The sequence below is a fragment of the Bradyrhizobium sp. 17 genome (genome assembly GCF_023073515.1).
Classification (GTDB): domain Bacteria; phylum Pseudomonadota; class Alphaproteobacteria; order Rhizobiales; family Xanthobacteraceae; genus Bradyrhizobium; species Bradyrhizobium canariense_D.
On the sequence record NZ_JADPJQ010000073.1, the window covers coordinates 211480 to 226375 of the forward strand.

At 64.6% G+C, this 14896-nt stretch carries 14 protein-coding genes; 7 read left to right on the forward strand and 7 right to left on the reverse strand.

Going from position 1 to position 14896, the window contains the following annotated elements; genetic code table 11:
• Positions 1-105: 105 nt before the first annotated feature.
• Genes IVB13_RS14820 through IVB13_RS14830 form a run of 3 tightly spaced genes read right to left on the reverse strand, consistent with a single transcriptional unit; the run spans position 106 to position 3326 of the window.
• Positions 106-1302, reverse strand: coding sequence for an acyl-CoA dehydrogenase family protein (locus IVB13_RS14820; RefSeq protein WP_247489370.1), 1197 nt, complete (start codon positions 1300-1302; stop codon positions 106-108).
• Between the two features lie 15 nt (positions 1303-1317).
• Complete coding sequence (locus tag IVB13_RS14825; RefSeq protein ID WP_247489372.1) at positions 1318-2466, reverse strand: acyl-CoA dehydrogenase; 1149 nt, start codon at positions 2464-2466, stop codon at positions 1318-1320.
• Positions 2467-2471: 5 nt separating this feature from the next.
• Complete coding sequence (locus tag IVB13_RS14830; protein WP_018453664.1) at positions 2472-3326, reverse strand: enoyl-CoA hydratase; 855 nt, start codon at positions 3324-3326, stop codon at positions 2472-2474.
• 184 nt (positions 3327-3510) lie between these two features.
• Between IVB13_RS14830 and IVB13_RS14835 the strand changes: the two genes are divergently transcribed.
• The 6 genes from IVB13_RS14835 to IVB13_RS14860 all read left to right on the forward strand — a co-directional run bounded on the left by IVB13_RS14835 (position 3511) and on the right by IVB13_RS14860 (position 8738).
• On the forward strand, positions 3511-4119 hold the full coding sequence (locus IVB13_RS14835; RefSeq protein ID WP_007596535.1) for a LemA family protein: 609 nt from the start codon (positions 3511-3513) through the stop codon (positions 4117-4119).
• 132 nt (positions 4120-4251) lie between these two features.
• A complete protein-coding gene (locus IVB13_RS14840; RefSeq protein ID WP_085349575.1) occupies positions 4252-5160 on the forward strand; it encodes a YgcG family protein in 909 nt (302 codons plus the stop codon).
• 3 nt (positions 5161-5163) lie between these two features.
• Positions 5164-5661, forward strand: a complete 498-nt coding sequence (locus tag IVB13_RS14845) for a TPM domain-containing protein (RefSeq protein WP_085349574.1) — start codon at positions 5164-5166, stop codon at positions 5659-5661.
• A 269-nt stretch (positions 5662-5930) separates the two neighbouring features.
• Complete coding sequence (locus IVB13_RS14850) at positions 5931-6905, forward strand: hypothetical protein (protein ID WP_018453668.1); 975 nt, start codon at positions 5931-5933, stop codon at positions 6903-6905.
• Positions 6906-6998: 93 nt separating this feature from the next.
• Positions 6999-8546: a hypothetical protein gene (locus IVB13_RS14855; protein ID WP_204512294.1), complete on the forward strand. Its 1548-nt coding sequence runs from the start codon at positions 6999-7001 to the stop codon at positions 8544-8546.
• 27 nt (positions 8547-8573) lie between these two features.
• Positions 8574-8738: a hypothetical protein gene (locus IVB13_RS14860; RefSeq protein WP_007596528.1), complete on the forward strand. Its 165-nt coding sequence runs from the start codon at positions 8574-8576 to the stop codon at positions 8736-8738.
• Between the two features lie 9 nt (positions 8739-8747).
• Here the strand turns inward: IVB13_RS14860 and IVB13_RS14865 are convergent, their stop codons facing one another.
• The 3 genes from IVB13_RS14865 to putA form a co-directional block, all read right to left on the reverse strand.
• Positions 8748-9395 (reverse strand): glutathione S-transferase family protein, encoded by a 648-nt coding sequence (locus IVB13_RS14865; RefSeq protein WP_204512292.1) that lies wholly within the window; start codon positions 9393-9395, stop codon positions 8748-8750.
• A gap of 191 nt (positions 9396-9586) precedes the next feature.
• On the reverse strand, positions 9587-10792 hold the full coding sequence (locus IVB13_RS14870) for a CoA transferase (RefSeq protein ID WP_085349570.1): 1206 nt from the start codon (positions 10790-10792) through the stop codon (positions 9587-9589).
• A gap of 113 nt (positions 10793-10905) precedes the next feature.
• Positions 10906-13905, reverse strand: coding sequence for a bifunctional proline dehydrogenase/L-glutamate gamma-semialdehyde dehydrogenase PutA (gene putA / locus IVB13_RS14875; protein WP_247489374.1), 3000 nt, complete (start codon positions 13903-13905; stop codon positions 10906-10908).
• Between the two features lie 114 nt (positions 13906-14019).
• Here putA and IVB13_RS14880 point away from each other — a divergent pair, with 114 nt between their 5' ends.
• Positions 14020-14481, forward strand: a complete 462-nt coding sequence (locus IVB13_RS14880) for an Lrp/AsnC ligand binding domain-containing protein (RefSeq protein WP_018453673.1) — start codon at positions 14020-14022, stop codon at positions 14479-14481.
• A 169-nt stretch (positions 14482-14650) separates the two neighbouring features.
• On the opposite strand, the gene IVB13_RS14885 is transcribed toward IVB13_RS14880, so the two are convergent.
• Positions 14651-14851, reverse strand: a complete 201-nt coding sequence (locus IVB13_RS14885; protein ID WP_007596519.1) for a cold shock domain-containing protein — start codon at positions 14849-14851, stop codon at positions 14651-14653.
• Positions 14852-14896: the final 45 nt, after the last annotated feature.

Here is a 14896-nt window from a genome sequence, read left to right on the forward strand (position 1 = left end):
GCCATTGTCGTGCTGGCTGTCGCCACAAATCCAACTCGTCGTCCCGGCCTTCGCCGGGACGACAGTGAGACCGGGACGACAGTGAGAATGTAGCGCCAGTGCCCCTCAGATCCCCAACATCATCTTCGCAATAATATCGCGCTGGATCTCCGAGGTGCCGCCGAAGATCGTATAGGCGCGGCCGTTGAGATATTCCGGCATCACCGTCAGCATCTCCTCCGGCATCGCCGGCTCGTGGTTGAGCTTGTAGAGCGGGCGCATCGGCTCGACCGCGAGGGCGTCATGGCCGATCACGTCGGCGCCGAGCCGGGTCACGGCCTGGCGGATCTCGCTGTTGCGCAGCTTCAGGATCGACGACACCGCACCGGGATTCTGTCCGGTCTGCAGCGCCGACAGCACGCGCAGCTCGGTCATCTCCAGCGCGTCGATGTCGACCTCGACTTCGGAGATGCGCGTCGCGATGTCGGGACTGTCGATCGCGCGGCCCGTCAGATCGGACTCGGCAAGCTCCGCGATCGCCTTCAGCCCCTCGCGCAGCTTCGCCGAGGCGATGCCGGAGCCGCGCTCGAACTCGAGCAGATACTTGCCGTAGGTCCAGCCCTTGCCTTCCTCGCCGACGCGGTTCGCCACGGGAACGCGCACGTCGTCGAAGAATACCTGGTTAACCTCGTGGTCGCCGCCGATGGTGAGGATAGGACGCGTCGTGATGCCCGGTGTCTTCATGTCGATCAGGATGAAGCTGATGCCGTCCTGCTGCCGTGGCCCGTCGCTGGTGCGCACCAGCGCGAACATGCGGTTGGCGTGGTGGGCATGCGTGGTCCAGATCTTGGTGCCGTTGATGACGTAGTCGTCGCCATCGCGCACCGCGCGCGTCTTCAGCGAGGAGAGATCGGAGCCGGAGCCCGGCTCGGAATAGCCTTGGCACCAATAATCCTCACCGGACAGAATGCGCGGCAGGTAGAAGTTCTTCTGCTCGGGCGAGCCGAAGCCGATGATGACGGGCCCGACCATCTTCACGCCCATCACATTGACATTGGGCACGCCGGCCCGCGCGCTTTCAGTCTCGAAGATCCAGCGCTGCGCCGGGGTCCAATCCGGCCCGCCATGCTCGACCGGCCAGCCCGGCGCGCCCCAGCCTTGCTTGTGCAGCGTGCGCTGCCAGGCCATGCCGATATCGGGATCGGAGAACACCGACGGCGTCAGCGCCGTCGCGCGCTTCATCTCCTCGGTGAGGTTTCTGGCAATGAAGCCGCGCACCTCGTCCTGGAAGGCGCGCTCCTCGGCATTGAACGACAGGTCCATGATGCGCTCCTTGTATCAGGCCGGTACGCTGGCGCGGCCAAGCCGGGCGTGGCGGCCATAATGGTGGGCGCTGCCGCCGAACAGCGTGTCGAACGCGACCAGCCGCTTGAAATAGGCGCCGACCTCGAGCTCCTCGGTGACGCCCATGCCGCCGTGAAGCTGGATCGACTGCTCGCCGACGAAGCGCGCAGATCTGCCGATCTTCGCCTTCGCGCCCGACGCGGCCCGCGCGCGCTCGACCGGATCGGCGTCGAGCTTCAGCGCGGCGCGCAACGCCATCGAGCGCGCTTCGTCGACCTGCACCGCCATGTCGGCAAGGCGGTGGCGGATCACCTGGTTGGCGGCGAGCGGCCGGCCGAATTGCTTCCGGATTTTTGTGTACTCCAGCGTAGTATCCAGCAGTACCTGCATGATGCCGACGGCCTCGGCGCCAAGCGCAGCCATGGCGCGATCAACAGCCCATTCGATTGCCGGCAGCGCGTCATGCCCGTTGCCGAGCAAGGCATCCTCCGGCAGTTGCACGTCCGACAGCTCGATGTTGCAGGCCCGCCCGCCGCCGAGGCGCTCGTAGTCGGAGATCGCAACACTCGGAGTTGTCGCCGGCACCAGGAACAGGCCGATGCGGCCGGAGGAGCCCTGATGATCATGGATATGCGCGGAGACGATGATCTCGTCGGCGGCGTGGCCATCGAGCACGGCAATCTTGCGACCGGCCAGGCGCCAGCCTTGCGCCGTGCTGTGGGCGGTGGTTGCGACCTTGGCAAGATCGAACCGCGCCGCGCGCTCGGAATGCGCGAGCGCGAGCTTCAACGATCCGTCCGCGATCTTCGGCAGGATGGCCTGCTTCTGCGCCATGCTGCCGCATCGCTCGATCAACGCGGCGCCAAGCACGACCGACGCGATATACGGCTCCGACACAAGCCCGCGGCCGAAGGCTTCCATCAAAATGCCGATCTCGACCGCGCTGCCGCCGAGCCCGCCACATTCCTCCGCGATCGGCAGCGCCAGCCAGCCCAGTTCTGCGAATTGTTTCCACACCGCCGGACTGAAGCCGAGCGGATCGTTCGCCATCTTGCGGCGGTGATCGGCATCGTAGCTTTCGGCCACGAAGCGCTCCGCGCTTTCGCGCAGCAGGCGTTGCTCGTCGCTGAGATTGAGATCCATCCTGTCTACTCCGCGGCGGCCGGCGGCTTGCGGACGGAGGGGTGTAGGCCCGATGGATCGACGATCATGCCGAATTCCTGAAGATTATGCGCGTGACAGAGCTGATGCAGCGCAAAGGCCTGGTCGATTGCAGCCGGTTGGCCCATCACGTCAACCGAACGATTCACGGCTTCCTTGGTCAGCTTCAGCGCAAAGGACGGTTTTGACGCGATTTTGCGCGCCAGCGCCAGCACGGCGGATGACAGCTCTGCGCGCGGCACGACCCGGTTGACCATCCCGAGTTGATGCGCCTCCTGCGCGCTCCATGCGTCGGCCGTGAACAGAAATTCCTTGGCCTTGCGCGGGCCGAGCTCCCAGGGATGCACGAACCATTCGACGCCGCAGACACCCATGGTGACCACGGGATCGCAGAACTGCGCATCGTCACTCGCGATGATGAGATCGCAGGCCCAGGCCAGCATCAGGCCGCCGGCGATGCACTTGCCGTGAACCTCTGCAATGGTCGGCTTGGCGAGGTTGCGCCAGCGCCGGGTGATCTGGAGATAGATCTCCTGCTCGCGCGCGAAGCGGCCATGGGCGTTTGCTTCGGCGAAGCCGCCCCAATTTCCGATCGGCGGAAAATCCACGCCCGCTTCATTCTTGCTGCCGGGTCGCAGGTCATGGCCTGAGGAGAAGTGCGGACCATTGCCGGCGAGAATGATCACCTTGACCGCGTCGTCCTGCACCGCCTCGTCGAAGGCGGCGTTGAGATCGTAGGTCATTTGCAGGTTCTGCGCGTTGCGCGCGTCGGGCCGGTTCATCACGACCCGGGCAATCGCCGGCTCCGGCCTCTCCACGAGGATGGTCTCGAACGAGCTCATCGCGTTCCCCTGGCGTTCCCGACCTGGCATTATTGTTCCCTCAAGTTGACTATTACAGCCAGGATTAAGCAAGAGGCTTGCGTACATCGGCTGCTTTTCACAGGCCACGGCCGGGACGCAAGATGTCTGGCATCTCGCGCGCGCAATCTGGTAGCTTGCGCCCGATTCCACCGGGAGAAATTTGATGCGCAAGATCCTGACCGTGCTGGCGGCGCTGGCCTCGTTGAGCCTCACCAATTGCGGCTATAACGCGATCCAGAGCGAGGACGAGCAGATCAAGGCCAATTGGTCCGAGGTCGTGAACCAGTATCAGCGTCGCGCCGATCTCGTGCCCAACCTCGTCAACTCGGTGAAGGGTTTTGCGCAGCAGGAGAAGGACGTGCTGCTCGGCGTCACCAATGCCCGCGCCAAGGTCGGCAGCATCCAGGCGACGCCCGAGGTGCTGAACGATCCCGCCGCATTCCAGAAATTCCAGGCCGCCCAGGGCGAACTCTCCGGCGCGCTGTCGCGGCTGCTCGTGGTCACCGAGAACTACCCCCAGCTCAAGTCGGATGCGCTGTTCAAGGATTTGATGTCGCAGCTCGAAGGCACCGAGAACCGCATCACGGTGGCGCGCAACCGCTACATCAAGGCGGTGCAGGACTATAACGTCACCATCCGTTCGTTCCCGAGCAACGTCACGGCGATGATGTTCGGCTACAAGGAAAAGCCGAACTTCACGGTCGGGAACGAGAAGGAAATCTCGACCGCGCCGAAGGTCGATTTCAATCCGGCGCCCGCGCCGTCGAAGTAAGTGCCTTCGACCCCGATGCATGCCCCACCCACCACCGTCATTCCCCGCGAAAGCGGGGAATCCAGTACGCCGCGGCTTCACGGTTCAATCACTGCTGCCTCTGGAATACTGGATCGCCCGCCTTCGCGGGCGATGACAACGATGTTGTGGCGTGCCGTTTTGGGCTTCTCAGCATTCGTCCTCGTCTTCGCGCTCCTGTTCACCTTTGCGCTCCCCGCCTCAGCCGATGTCGCCGTGCCGCAACTGACCGGCCGCGTGGTCGATCAGACGGGCACGCTCTCCAGCGGCGACATCGCCGCGCTGTCGCAAAAGCTGCAGGACTTCGAGATGCGCAAGGGCAGCCAGATCGCCGTCCTGATCGTGCCGACGACGGACCCGGAGACCATCGAGCAATTCGCGATCCGCGTCGCGGAGGCCTGGAAGATCGGACGCAAGAAGGTCGACGACGGCGCCATCCTCGTTGTGGCCAAGAACGACCGGCATTTGCGCATCGAGGTCGGTTACGGCCTCGAGGGCGCGCTCACCGACGTCACGTCGCGGCGCATCATCGATGAAGCCATCACGCCGAAATTCAGGAGCGGCGATTTCGCCGGCGGCATCACGGCGGGCGTCGACCGCATGATCCGCGTCATCGACGGCGAGCCGCTGCCGACGCCCTCGCGCAGCGTGAATTTCGGCGATTGGAACGACGTCGAGCCGCTTTTCTACTTCCTGCTGTTCGGCCCGCTGGTCATCGGAGGCATCCTGCGCTCCATGTTCGGGCGGCTGTTCGGTTCGGGAATAACGGGAGCGATCGTTGGTGTCCTCGCCTGGTTCGTGATCGGCTCAGCGGTCATCGGACTGGGCGTCGGTGTGCTCGGCGCTGTCCTGACGTTTATCGCCGATCTGTTTGGGGCGGGATCGGGCACGGGGTCCTCGCGTCGTGGCTCGTGGTCGAGCGGCTCGTCATCCGGCGGCTGGAGCAGCGGGTCGTCGTCGAGCGGCGGCTTCAGCGGTGGTGGCGGCAGTTTTGGCGGCGGCGGCGCCTCGGGGAGCTGGTAGGTCATGAGCATCAGGCGCATCACCCGGCATCTGCTCCAGCACCATTGGCGTGCCAAGCAGGTGTTCCCGAAGGGCGTGCTCGACCGCATCGAGCAGGCGATCAAGCGCGGCGAAGCCAGCCATTCCGGCCAGCTCCGCTTCGTGGTGGAAGGCGCGCTCGACGGCGGCCCGCTGTTTCGCAACCAGCCGGCGCGCGAGCGCGCGCTCGACGTGTTCTCGCAACTGCGCATCTGGGACACCGCGCACAACAATGGTGTCCTGATCTATCTCCTGCTCGCCGACCGCGATGTCGAGATCATCGCCGACCGCGGTATCGATGCGAAGGTTGGTGGCGAGCGTTGGGAGAGCATCTGCCGCGCCATGGAAGTCGAGTTCAGGTCGGGGCAGTTCGAGCGCGGCGTGATCGGCGGCATCGAGGCGGTGTCCCGGGAGCTGACAAAGCACTTTCCGTCAAGCGGCCCGCACCCCAACGAGCTGCCGGATGCACCGGTGCTGATGTGACGGACAGTGATGTGGACAGAGCGGGCGTCATCCACGCCCGTCGTTGACCACGTGGGGGCGGCAGACCCTGTCCGTTGCGCGGCCGTTCATCTTCGCCCGGTTACAAATTGCTTCATACCCGCCACACCGGTTCCACGTTCCCGGCCCAATTCGGCCCCGGATGACTCCCTAAAATTTCGGTAAGCGGGTCCCGAAGTAAGGATTTCGCAAGCAATGAAAGTTACCAAAAGGTCAATCCAGAGTGGAGTATTTGAGCTGTGAGCGAACCAATGGCTGAGCAGGCTGCCCAAACGACCGGTGAGCAGACGAGCGTCGTGGAAGCCGCCGCGACCGCGCCGCAGGCCGTCGAGTCTGCGGGAATCGAGGCCCCTTCGATTGCCCCTGACCACGAGGCGCCGCCCAAGCCTGATCCGATCGAGATTGAGCCGCCGCGGATCGAGGTGCCGAAGTTCGAGGCCCAGGTTGAGCCCAAAGCCGAGACCAAGTCCGAGCCAAAGCCCGGCAAGCTCATCGTCATGGCACCCGCAGAGCGGTCCTGGGACCGTGAGGAGTTTGCGCCGCATGTGAAGGCGGACGAGCCGCGCGAGAGCGGCGGCGCGCGCCGCCTGTCGGCGATGGCCGCGGTAGTGGCGATTGCAGCCAGTGTCGGCGCCATCAGCGGCGCGCTCGCGACCGCAGGGATGATGCACTTCGCAAGCTCCGCGCCGGCACAGGTTGCCGACACCAGCGCGCTGGAATCCTCGGTCGCCCGGATTGATGCCGATGTCGTCGCGCTCAAAGCCAACGTCGAGCATACCTCCAAGACCGGCCTCGGCCAGTTCAACCGGACCAACGACCGCCTCGACAAGCTCGAGAAGGCGCAGGCCGAGCCAATGGCCAAGATCGCAAAGCTGTCCGAGACGGTCGACAAGCTCCGCGCCACCCCGCCCGCGGCGCCCGTCCAGGCCGCAGCCGCCGTGCCCGCCAAGGAGACCACTGGTTCGATCGCACCGACCCAGGTTGCAACCGCCGCAGCTGCGCCGGCTCCCGTCGCACCCAAGACCGAGGTCGGCCGGTTGCCGACGGTCGAAGGCTGGGTGCTGCGCGACGTCTCCAACGGCGGCGCACTGGTCGAGGGCCGCGGTGGCCTCTACGAGGTGTATGCCGGTGACCCCATCCCAGGGGTTGGCCGTGTCGATGCGATCCGCCGTCAGGACGGCCGCTGGGTGGTCGTCACCAGCAAGGGGCTGATCGTCGCGCGCTGAGCGGCCCATATCCGATTTCCGAAAAGGCGCTTCACCACGATGTGAAGCGCCTTTTTGCTTGAATAGCCGTCCCTGCGCGGTGTTACCTGAGGCATGAGCCGCGCCTTGCGAATTCTCGTTGCCGCCGCCGTATTTTTCGGCGGCATCGTGTCGTTGTTGGCCGCGGAGAACGCGCAACTGGCACGCGGCACGGCGATCACCGATCCCGATCTCCTGCGCGAGCTCGACCAGCACGATGCGCTCACGATCTCGCGCCTGTTGTGGCCGGAGCGGAACGCGAACTTTCCGCTGACGACCGATCTGATGTTTTCGTGGTTGTCGCAGCTCAAGGAGATTCCTCCCGCGATCGAGGCGGAGATCGATCGCTACGTCGCCCAGCAGAAGGCGGCATATCCGACCGAGACCATCGGCGTCGGCGAGGGCTTCGACGTACAATTGTTCGATCGCGCCAATCTGAAATCCCGCGACACCCGTTTCGTGCTGGCCGGCATCGTCAACCGCATGGACCGGGCCTATGTCTCGGAAGACTCCTGCGGCGAGATCAGGCTGATCTATCGTCTTGTGCGTTTCGAGACCAAACCGGATGGCGGCAGGACAGCCACGCGGCTGCCGATGACGCTCAATCTGGTGATGAAGGCGCGCGACGTGCGCCAGATGGACGGGAACGGCAAGCCGATCACCTGCGCCGAGGTCGCGCGACGCTGGCTCGGCAATGGCGACTGGCAGGGGCTGATCGGCAGCGACTTCTTCCCTTACGATGCGATGCTCGATCGCATCGAGACCAACATTCAGATCTCAGTTGCGGCGAAATCGGCGCTGCACGATTTCCGCTCCGACTATCTGCTCAAGGTGTTCAAGTACGACGCCGCCTCGAAGACGTTCGAGGAATCGACGCTGGAGAACCAGATCGACCGCGACCGCATTCTCGCTGACAATGATCTCCGGCGCGACTTCAGGGATTGGCTGCTCGCGCCCGATCATCTTCGCGACTTCGATCGCGGTACGGTGCTGATCCCCGAGAAATTCCTGGCCAAGGCTGCAATCGTGCCCACGCCAGCCGGCCTCGATGCTTCTCCGTTGCAGCCGGAGTTCGGGATGGTGCAAGGGGAGGGCAACGGAGAGGGACAGGGCGAGCCGGTCTTCTCCGACAACGACGTGGTTGGTGCGTTGAAGCAAGCTGCCGCGCGCGGGGACATGCAGAACGTCCGCTCGGTCGCGGGCTTCCAGCGCCGCCTCAATGACGTCACCTGCGCCGGCTGCCACCAGACCCGCGGCATCGGCGGCTTTCACTTCCCGGGCGTCGATTGGCTTGCGGACAAGCCGTCCAACTCGACCATCGTGCCGGCCTCGCCGCATTTTCTTGGCGACCAGGTCCGCCGCCGTGACATCCTGACCGCGATGGCCGCAGGCAAACGTCCTGATTTCTCACGTGGATTTGCCAGCCGGCCGCAGACCCGCGGCAGCACTGAGCTGGCGGGGACCGAATATCAGGACGGCTGGGGCGCGCATTGTTCCCTGGAAAATGCGGGATCGCGATCGACCGACAGGAGTTTTACGTCATGGAGCTGTGCTAAAGGATTGACCTGTCAGGCTGCCGCGGCTTCGCGCCGCATCGGCATGTGCTTCATCAAGACGCGTTAGGCTGTCTCGAACCGGTTTGGATGACCCATGACGGACTCCAGCGAAGCCAACAAGGAGCGCAATCGCGAGATCGCGCAGAATGAAGAGGCCAAGCAGGTTACCGGCAGCATCCGCGTCAGCACCTGGGCGGTCGCGGTCGTCGTCATCATCGGCGGAATCCTGTTCACGCTCGGCTGGCTGGCGCTGAAGTAGTCGGCGCCCTCACTTCGCGTAATTCGTCATCCGCTTGCCGGGCAGCAGCTCGTAGGCCGGCCTCCAGCCGGGCAGCGCGGCCATGCGGCCAAGCCAGGCGTGAATGGCGGGATAGCTTTCCGCGAAATCAAAGCCGTGCTCGTCGCTCGGATAGTGCAGATAGGCCATCATCGAGATATCGGCGACGGTCGGCCTGGTTCCGATCGCGAATTGATTGTGCTGGAGATGACCGTCGAGAATGCCGAGAAAATCCTCGAGGCGCCGGCGAAAATGTTTCAGCACCTGCGGATCGTTGTTTTGTGTGAAGGCGCGCATGAAGCGGTAGGCCGCCATGTAGCCGGTGAGCTTGTGGTTGTCCCAGAACAGCCAGCGCAGCAGCTCGAACTTTTCCTCCTCGGTCTCGGCACCGAAACGCCCGAACTGCTCGGCAAGCTTGAGCAGGAGCGGCGCGGTCTGCGTCATCTTCACACCGTCGATTTCGAGCACGGGAATCTCGCCCATCTCGTTCACGCTCTTGCGCCATTCCGGCGTGCGCGTGACGCCGCCGACAAAGTCGGTCCAGACCGGCTCGAATCTCTCGCCGCAAAGTGTCAGCATCAGCGCCAGCTTGTAGCTGTTGCCGGATTCGGGGAAGTAGTGCAGGCGGTAGCTGGGCATGGGACCTCGCGATGACTGTGATTGTTGAAACGATCTACGTCGTCGTCCCGGCGAAGGCCGGGACCCATAACCACCGAATGTGGTTTGGCGAGGACTCGGAGTTGTCGGCTTTGCGCGACAACTCTCACTCTGGGATATGGGTCCCAGCCTTCGCAGGGACGACAGCGTGGGATGTAGCACCGCCGCCTCTCTTACCCCACAGCCCCCTGCGACCGCAGCTGCTTGATCGCGGCGTCGTCGTATCCCGCGCCACGCAAAATTTCGTCACTGTGCTCGCCGACGCCGGGCGGCTTGCGCGGCTGCACTTTCTTGGCGCCGTCGATCCAGATCGGGCTGGAGATGGTGAGCATGGTGTCGTTCTCGAACGGCACTAGCACCTCGTTATCGAGCATCTGCTTGTCGTTCGGGATGTCGTCCAAAATGCCGACAATGCCAAACACCAGTCCGTTGCCGTCGAGGATCTTGCGCCATTCGGCGAGATCCCTGGTCGCGAAGGTCTCGTCAAAGATCTTGATCAGCTCGACGGAGCGCGCGTGGCGGTCGGGTTTGGTGGCAAAGCGCGGGTCGGTGATGAGATCTTCGCGGCCGAGACACCTGGCCAGCGTTGGAAACTGTTTCTCCTCGCTCAGCAGCGACAGGATCAGCCAGCGGCCGTCCTTGCACTGGTAGTGGTTGGCGACCGCGTTCAATGCGCGTTCGCGCGGCCGCCGCTCGGCGAATTTTGCGCCGCAGAGCTTTGCCTGCGCCAGCACGCTCGCAGCCCACACGCCGTTCGCCATCAGATTGGAGGCGACGTGCGAGCCCTTGCCGGTCTTCTCGCGCTGGTACAGCGCGGTGACGATCGCGCCGTAGAATGCCATGGCGCAGGGATGGTCGCCCATGCCGGCGACCGAGCGGGCTGGCGTCGTGTCGGTGTCGGCGCGGACGAGGTCCATCAGGCCGGAGCGCGCCCAATAGGCGTTGCTGTCGAAGCCGGGCTTGTTGGCCTCTTCGCCTTTCTCGCCATAACCGGTGAACGAGGCGTAGATCAGGCGATCATTGAGATGGGCGAGATGGTCATAGGTGATGCCGAGCTTGGTGCGCACCGGCGGCGGCATGTTGGTGATGAAGACGTCGGCCTCTTCGACCAGCTTGTAGAGCACGGCCTGCGCCTCGGGCTTTGCGAGGTCGAGCGCGATGCTCTTCTTGTTGCGGGCCTCCAGCAGCCAGGCGAAATTGTGCTCGCTGGTCGGATAGCCCGGAATGTTGGGCAGATTGCGGTAGGGATCGCCGGCGCCGGGCGGCTCGATCTTGACGACATCGGCGCCGAAATCCGACAGCACGGTCGCGGCCGCTGGTGCTGCGATGAAACTCGCGCAATCCAGCACCTTGAGCCCTGCAAAAATGCCCTTTTCCATTGCGGCGTTGCTCCCTCACTCGTGTTGTATCCCGCGCGCTGGAATTGGCGAGGGCCACGTCACGGCAGCATTAGACCGATCTTTCGGCGGGATGCAACGCTCCTCGCCGCGCCTCACTCATCCCCTGCGAGCAGGGCAGCATTGCCGCCGGCTGCTGCGGTGTTGATCGTCACGGTCTGCTCGGTCGCAAAGCGCGCGAGGTAGTGCGGGCCGCCGGCTTTCGGGCCGGTTCCGGACAGGCCGTTGCCGCCGAACGGCTGCACGCCAACCACGGCACCGATCATGTTGCGGTTGACGTAGATGTTGCCGATCTGGACGCGGTCGACGATCGCCTCGATCGTATCGTCAATGCGGGAGTGGATGCCGAGCGTCAGCCCGTAGCCGGTGCGCTCGATCGCTTGCAGGACGCGTTCGAGATTTTCCGCACGATAGCGCACGACGTGGAGGATCGGGCCGAACACCTCCTCGGTGAGCTGGCCGGCATCCCCAAGCTCGAAGATGTGCGGCGCCACGAAGCAGCCCTCCGGCGCGGTGCCGGCAAAGTGCAGCCGCGCCTCTCTCTTCATGCGTGCGATGTGCGCATCGAGGCGCTGCTTGGCCTCGACATCGATCACCGGCCCGATATGGGTCGCGACGTCGCTTGGATCGCCGATCTTCAACTCGCGCGCCGCGCCCGGGATCATCTCGATCATGCGGTCGGCTACGTCCTCCTGCACGAACAGCAGCCGCAGCGCCGAGCAGCGCTGGCCGGCGGAACGAAACGCCGAGGTGACGACGTCGTCCGCGACCTGCTCTGGCAACGCGGTCGCATCCGCGATCATGGTGTTGATGCCGCCGGTCTCCGCGATCAGCGGCACGATCGGCCCGTCCTTGGCTGCCAGCGCCCGGTTGATGCTGCGCGCGACCTCGGTCGATCCGGTGAAGACGATTCCACCGATATCGGGGTGCGCGGCCAGTGCGGCGCCGATGCGGCCGTCGCCAGTGACGAGGTGCAACGCGCTTGCGGGGATGCCGGCCTCGTGCAGCAGCCGCACCGCCTCGACCGCGATGCGCGGGGTCTGCTCTGCGGGCTTGGCCACCACGCTGTTGCCGGCCATCAGCGCCGCCGTGACCTGGCCGAGGAAGATCGCCAGCGGAAAATTCCATGGCGAGATCGCCACGAAGACGCCGCGGCCGCGCATGGCCAGCGCATTGCTCTCGCCGGTCGGGCCCGGCATCGCCACATCGTTGCCGAACAGCTTGCGACCCTGCGCGGCATAATAGCGGCAGAAGTCGGTGGCCTCGCGCAGCTCCGACAGCGCATCGTCGAGCGTCTTGCCGCCCTCGCGTTGCAGCAGCGCTATGAAATGGGGCGCGCGGTTCTCCAGAAGATGCGCGGCCTGCTCCAGCGCCGCCGCGCGCGTGGCTGCGGGTGTCCGGCTCCAGGCGGCAAAGCCGGCGCGCGCCGCAGCCACTGCCGCATTGGCCTGATCCGGCGTTGCGTCCGCGATCGGCTTGAGGTCGATCGTCTCGGCTTTGACCTCCGTCAGCAACCGGTCGAGCGCGGCGCGCGCGCCGAATTCGACGCCGCGCGAATTGCGCCGCTCCGGCGCGAACAGGTCGCCCGGCAACGGAATCTTGGGATGGGCCGCGTGCTGCGGCCGGACGATGGCATCCGCCGGGCGCTGCAACAGCGCCGTAACCGGCACGCGATAATCGGACGCTTGCGCCACGAAGGAGGAGTTGGCACCGTTCTCCAACAGTCGCCGCACCAGATAGGCGAGCAGGTCGCGATGGCTGCCGACCGGGGCGTAGGTGCGGTAGGCGATCTCCGGGTGATCCTTGGCGAGCTGCTCGTAGAGCGCCTCGCCCATGCCGTGCAGGCGCTGGAATTCGAAGCCGCCGTTCGCACCGGCAAGCTCCAGCACGGTCGCGACGCTCAGCGCGTTATGGGTGGCGAATTGCGGGAAGATGCGTGGCCGCAGACTCAAAAGCTTTTGAGCGCAGGCGACGTAGTTCAGATCCGTCATCGCCTTGCGGGTGAACACGGGATAGCCGTCGAGCCCGCGCTCCTGCGCGCGCTTGATCTCGGTGTCCCAATAGGCGCCCTTGACCAGCCGCACCATCAGCTTGCGGTCATGCGCCCGGGCGAGCGCATCGACATAGTCGATCACGTCGCCGGCGCGCTTCTGATAGGCCTGGATCGCGAGGCCAAATCCGTCCCAACCGGCAAGCGAGGGATCGGCGAGCGTTGCCGCGATCACGTCGAGGGACAACTCCAGACGATCGGCTTCCTCGGCATCGACGGTGAAATTGAGGTCATGGGCCTTGGCGCGTTGCGCCAGGTCCAGCAATTGCGGCACCAGCTCAGCCATCACGCGGTCGCGGCTGATCGCCTCGAAGCGCGGATGCAGCGCCGAGAGCTTGACGGAGATGCCGGGCCGGTCGGGCAGGGGATGGTGACCCGCCGCCTTGCCGATCGTCTCGATGGCACTGGCATAGGCGTCGAAATAGCGCCTGGCATCGGTGGCGGTGCGGGCGCCTTCGCCGAGCATGTCGAAGGAATAGCGCGCCCTCTCGCCGGAGCGCGGCTGGGCCCGCTCCAGGGCCTGCGCGATGGTCTCCCCCAGCACGAAATGATTGCCCATCAGCCGCATCGCCTGGCGCGTGGCGGTGCGCACGGCGGGTGCGCCCAGCCGCTTCACCAGCCGGCCGATGGTGCCGTCGGGCGTCTCGCCGGGCTGGATCACCCGCGCCGAGAGGCCCAATGCCCAGGCCGAGGCGTTGACCAGGAAGGCGGTGGACTTGGTCTCGTGGTGGATGAAGTCGCCCTCGCCGAGCTTGTCCTCGATGAACTGGTCGGCGGTGCGCGCGTCCGGCACGCGCAACAGGGCCTCGGCCAGCACCATCAAGGCCAGCCCTTCCTTGGTCGAGAGCGCAAATTCCCGCAGCATATCCTCGACTCCACCAAGCCGGTCGTCGCGCTTGCGGATGGCTTCGATCAGCCGCGTCGCGGTGCGATCGATCCGCGCCTCCTGCGGCGGGCCGAGATGCACAGACGGCAAAAGGCGCGCGGCGATATCGGCGTCATCGGGCGCGTAGGCGGCGGAGAAGGGAGGCGGAATGTTCGGCATGGCGTGTCCTGTGGCTTCAATTCAGGATAATGCCCACGCTACCTTAGCTCGATAGACAATTTAGCTCATTCGGCTTAGAAAATGAAGTCGCCCAGTCATTTGACCTTACGGAATATGGAATTAGATCGAACCGACCGGAAGATACTCTCGATTTTGCAGCAGGACGGGCGAATCGCCAATGTCGAGCTCGCGGAGCGCATTGGGCTGTCGCCGACCTCGATCGGCGAACGGCTGAAGCGTTTGCAGCGAGAGGGCTTTATCGAGGGCTATGGCGCGCGGCTCAACCCGCACCGGCTCGGCCTCGGCCTCCTGGTGTTTGTCGAAGTGCTGCTCGACAAGACCACGCCCGACAATTTCGAGCGTTTTGCCCGCGCGGTGAAGCTCGCGCCCGAGGTGCTGGAGTGTCACATGGTCGCCGGCGGCTTCGACTATCTTGTGAAGGCGCGGCTGGCAGACATGGCTGCGTATCGACGTTTCCTCGGCGAGACCTTGTTGTCGATGCCCGGCGTGCGCGAAACGCGAACCTATGCGGTGATGGAGGAGATCAAGCGCGACGCACCATTGCCGGTGGACTAACGAAGTGCCGTCGCGATTGTCATTGCTGTGGCGTCCAATGGGCGGTCTTCGCGGGCAAATAGCTTGCCGTGTGCAATCGCAACGCCTGTCGTCGAGTGCACTGACCGTCTTCTAAAATTTCTTGGCCCGGCTCCCGGATTGATCCGGGAGTTAGCAAAAGCCGGCGGGCTTATACTTTGAGGTTCTCTGCGGAGCTTTTGCCTCGGTTTGCGATCTCTTCATATTCCACCGTCTGTCCTTCGTTCAGGGACGACAGACCGGCTTTCTGCACTGCCGAGATATGCACGAACACATCCTTGCCGCCCGACGCAGGCTGGATAAATCCATAACCCTTCGTCGGGTTGAACCACTTGACCGTACCTTTAGCCATCACGACTTCTCCGCGGGTCTTCCTCCGAGATCTCGAACCGCCAGT

Bases quoted from the DNA above. Each gene is read 5' to 3' on its own strand.
- IVB13_RS14865 (WP_204512292.1), bottom strand. From the start codon at position 9,395: ATGCCCAGCTACCGCCTGCACTACTTCCCCGAATCCGGCAACAGCTAC.
- IVB13_RS14860 (WP_007596528.1), top strand. From the start codon at position 8,574: ATGACGGACTCCAGCGAAGCCAACAAGGAGCGCAATCGCGAGATCGCG.
- IVB13_RS14880 (WP_018453673.1), top strand. From the start codon at position 14,020: ATGGAATTAGATCGAACCGACCGGAAGATACTCTCGATTTTGCAGCAG.
- IVB13_RS14835 (WP_007596535.1), top strand. From the start codon at position 3,511: ATGCGCAAGATCCTGACCGTGCTGGCGGCGCTGGCCTCGTTGAGCCTC.
- IVB13_RS14845 (WP_085349574.1), top strand. From the start codon at position 5,164: ATGAGCATCAGGCGCATCACCCGGCATCTGCTCCAGCACCATTGGCGT.
- IVB13_RS14830 (WP_018453664.1), bottom strand. From the start codon at position 3,326: ATGAGCTCGTTCGAGACCATCCTCGTGGAGAGGCCGGAGCCGGCGATT.
- IVB13_RS14870 (WP_085349570.1), bottom strand. From the start codon at position 10,792: ATGGAAAAGGGCATTTTTGCAGGGCTCAAGGTGCTGGATTGCGCGAGT.
- IVB13_RS14825 (WP_247489372.1), bottom strand. From the start codon at position 2,466: ATGGATCTCAATCTCAGCGACGAGCAACGCCTGCTGCGCGAAAGCGCG.
- putA (WP_247489374.1), bottom strand. From the start codon at position 13,905: ATGCCGAACATTCCGCCTCCCTTCTCCGCCGCCTACGCGCCCGATGAC.
- IVB13_RS14855 (WP_204512294.1), top strand. From the start codon at position 6,999: ATGAGCCGCGCCTTGCGAATTCTCGTTGCCGCCGCCGTATTTTTCGGC.
- IVB13_RS14850 (WP_018453668.1), top strand. From the start codon at position 5,931: ATGGCTGAGCAGGCTGCCCAAACGACCGGTGAGCAGACGAGCGTCGTG.
- IVB13_RS14885 (WP_007596519.1), bottom strand. From the start codon at position 14,851: ATGGCTAAAGGTACGGTCAAGTGGTTCAACCCGACGAAGGGTTATGGA.
- IVB13_RS14840 (WP_085349575.1), top strand. From the start codon at position 4,252: ATGACAACGATGTTGTGGCGTGCCGTTTTGGGCTTCTCAGCATTCGTC.
- IVB13_RS14820 (WP_247489370.1), bottom strand. From the start codon at position 1,302: ATGGACCTGTCGTTCAATGCCGAGGAGCGCGCCTTCCAGGACGAGGTG.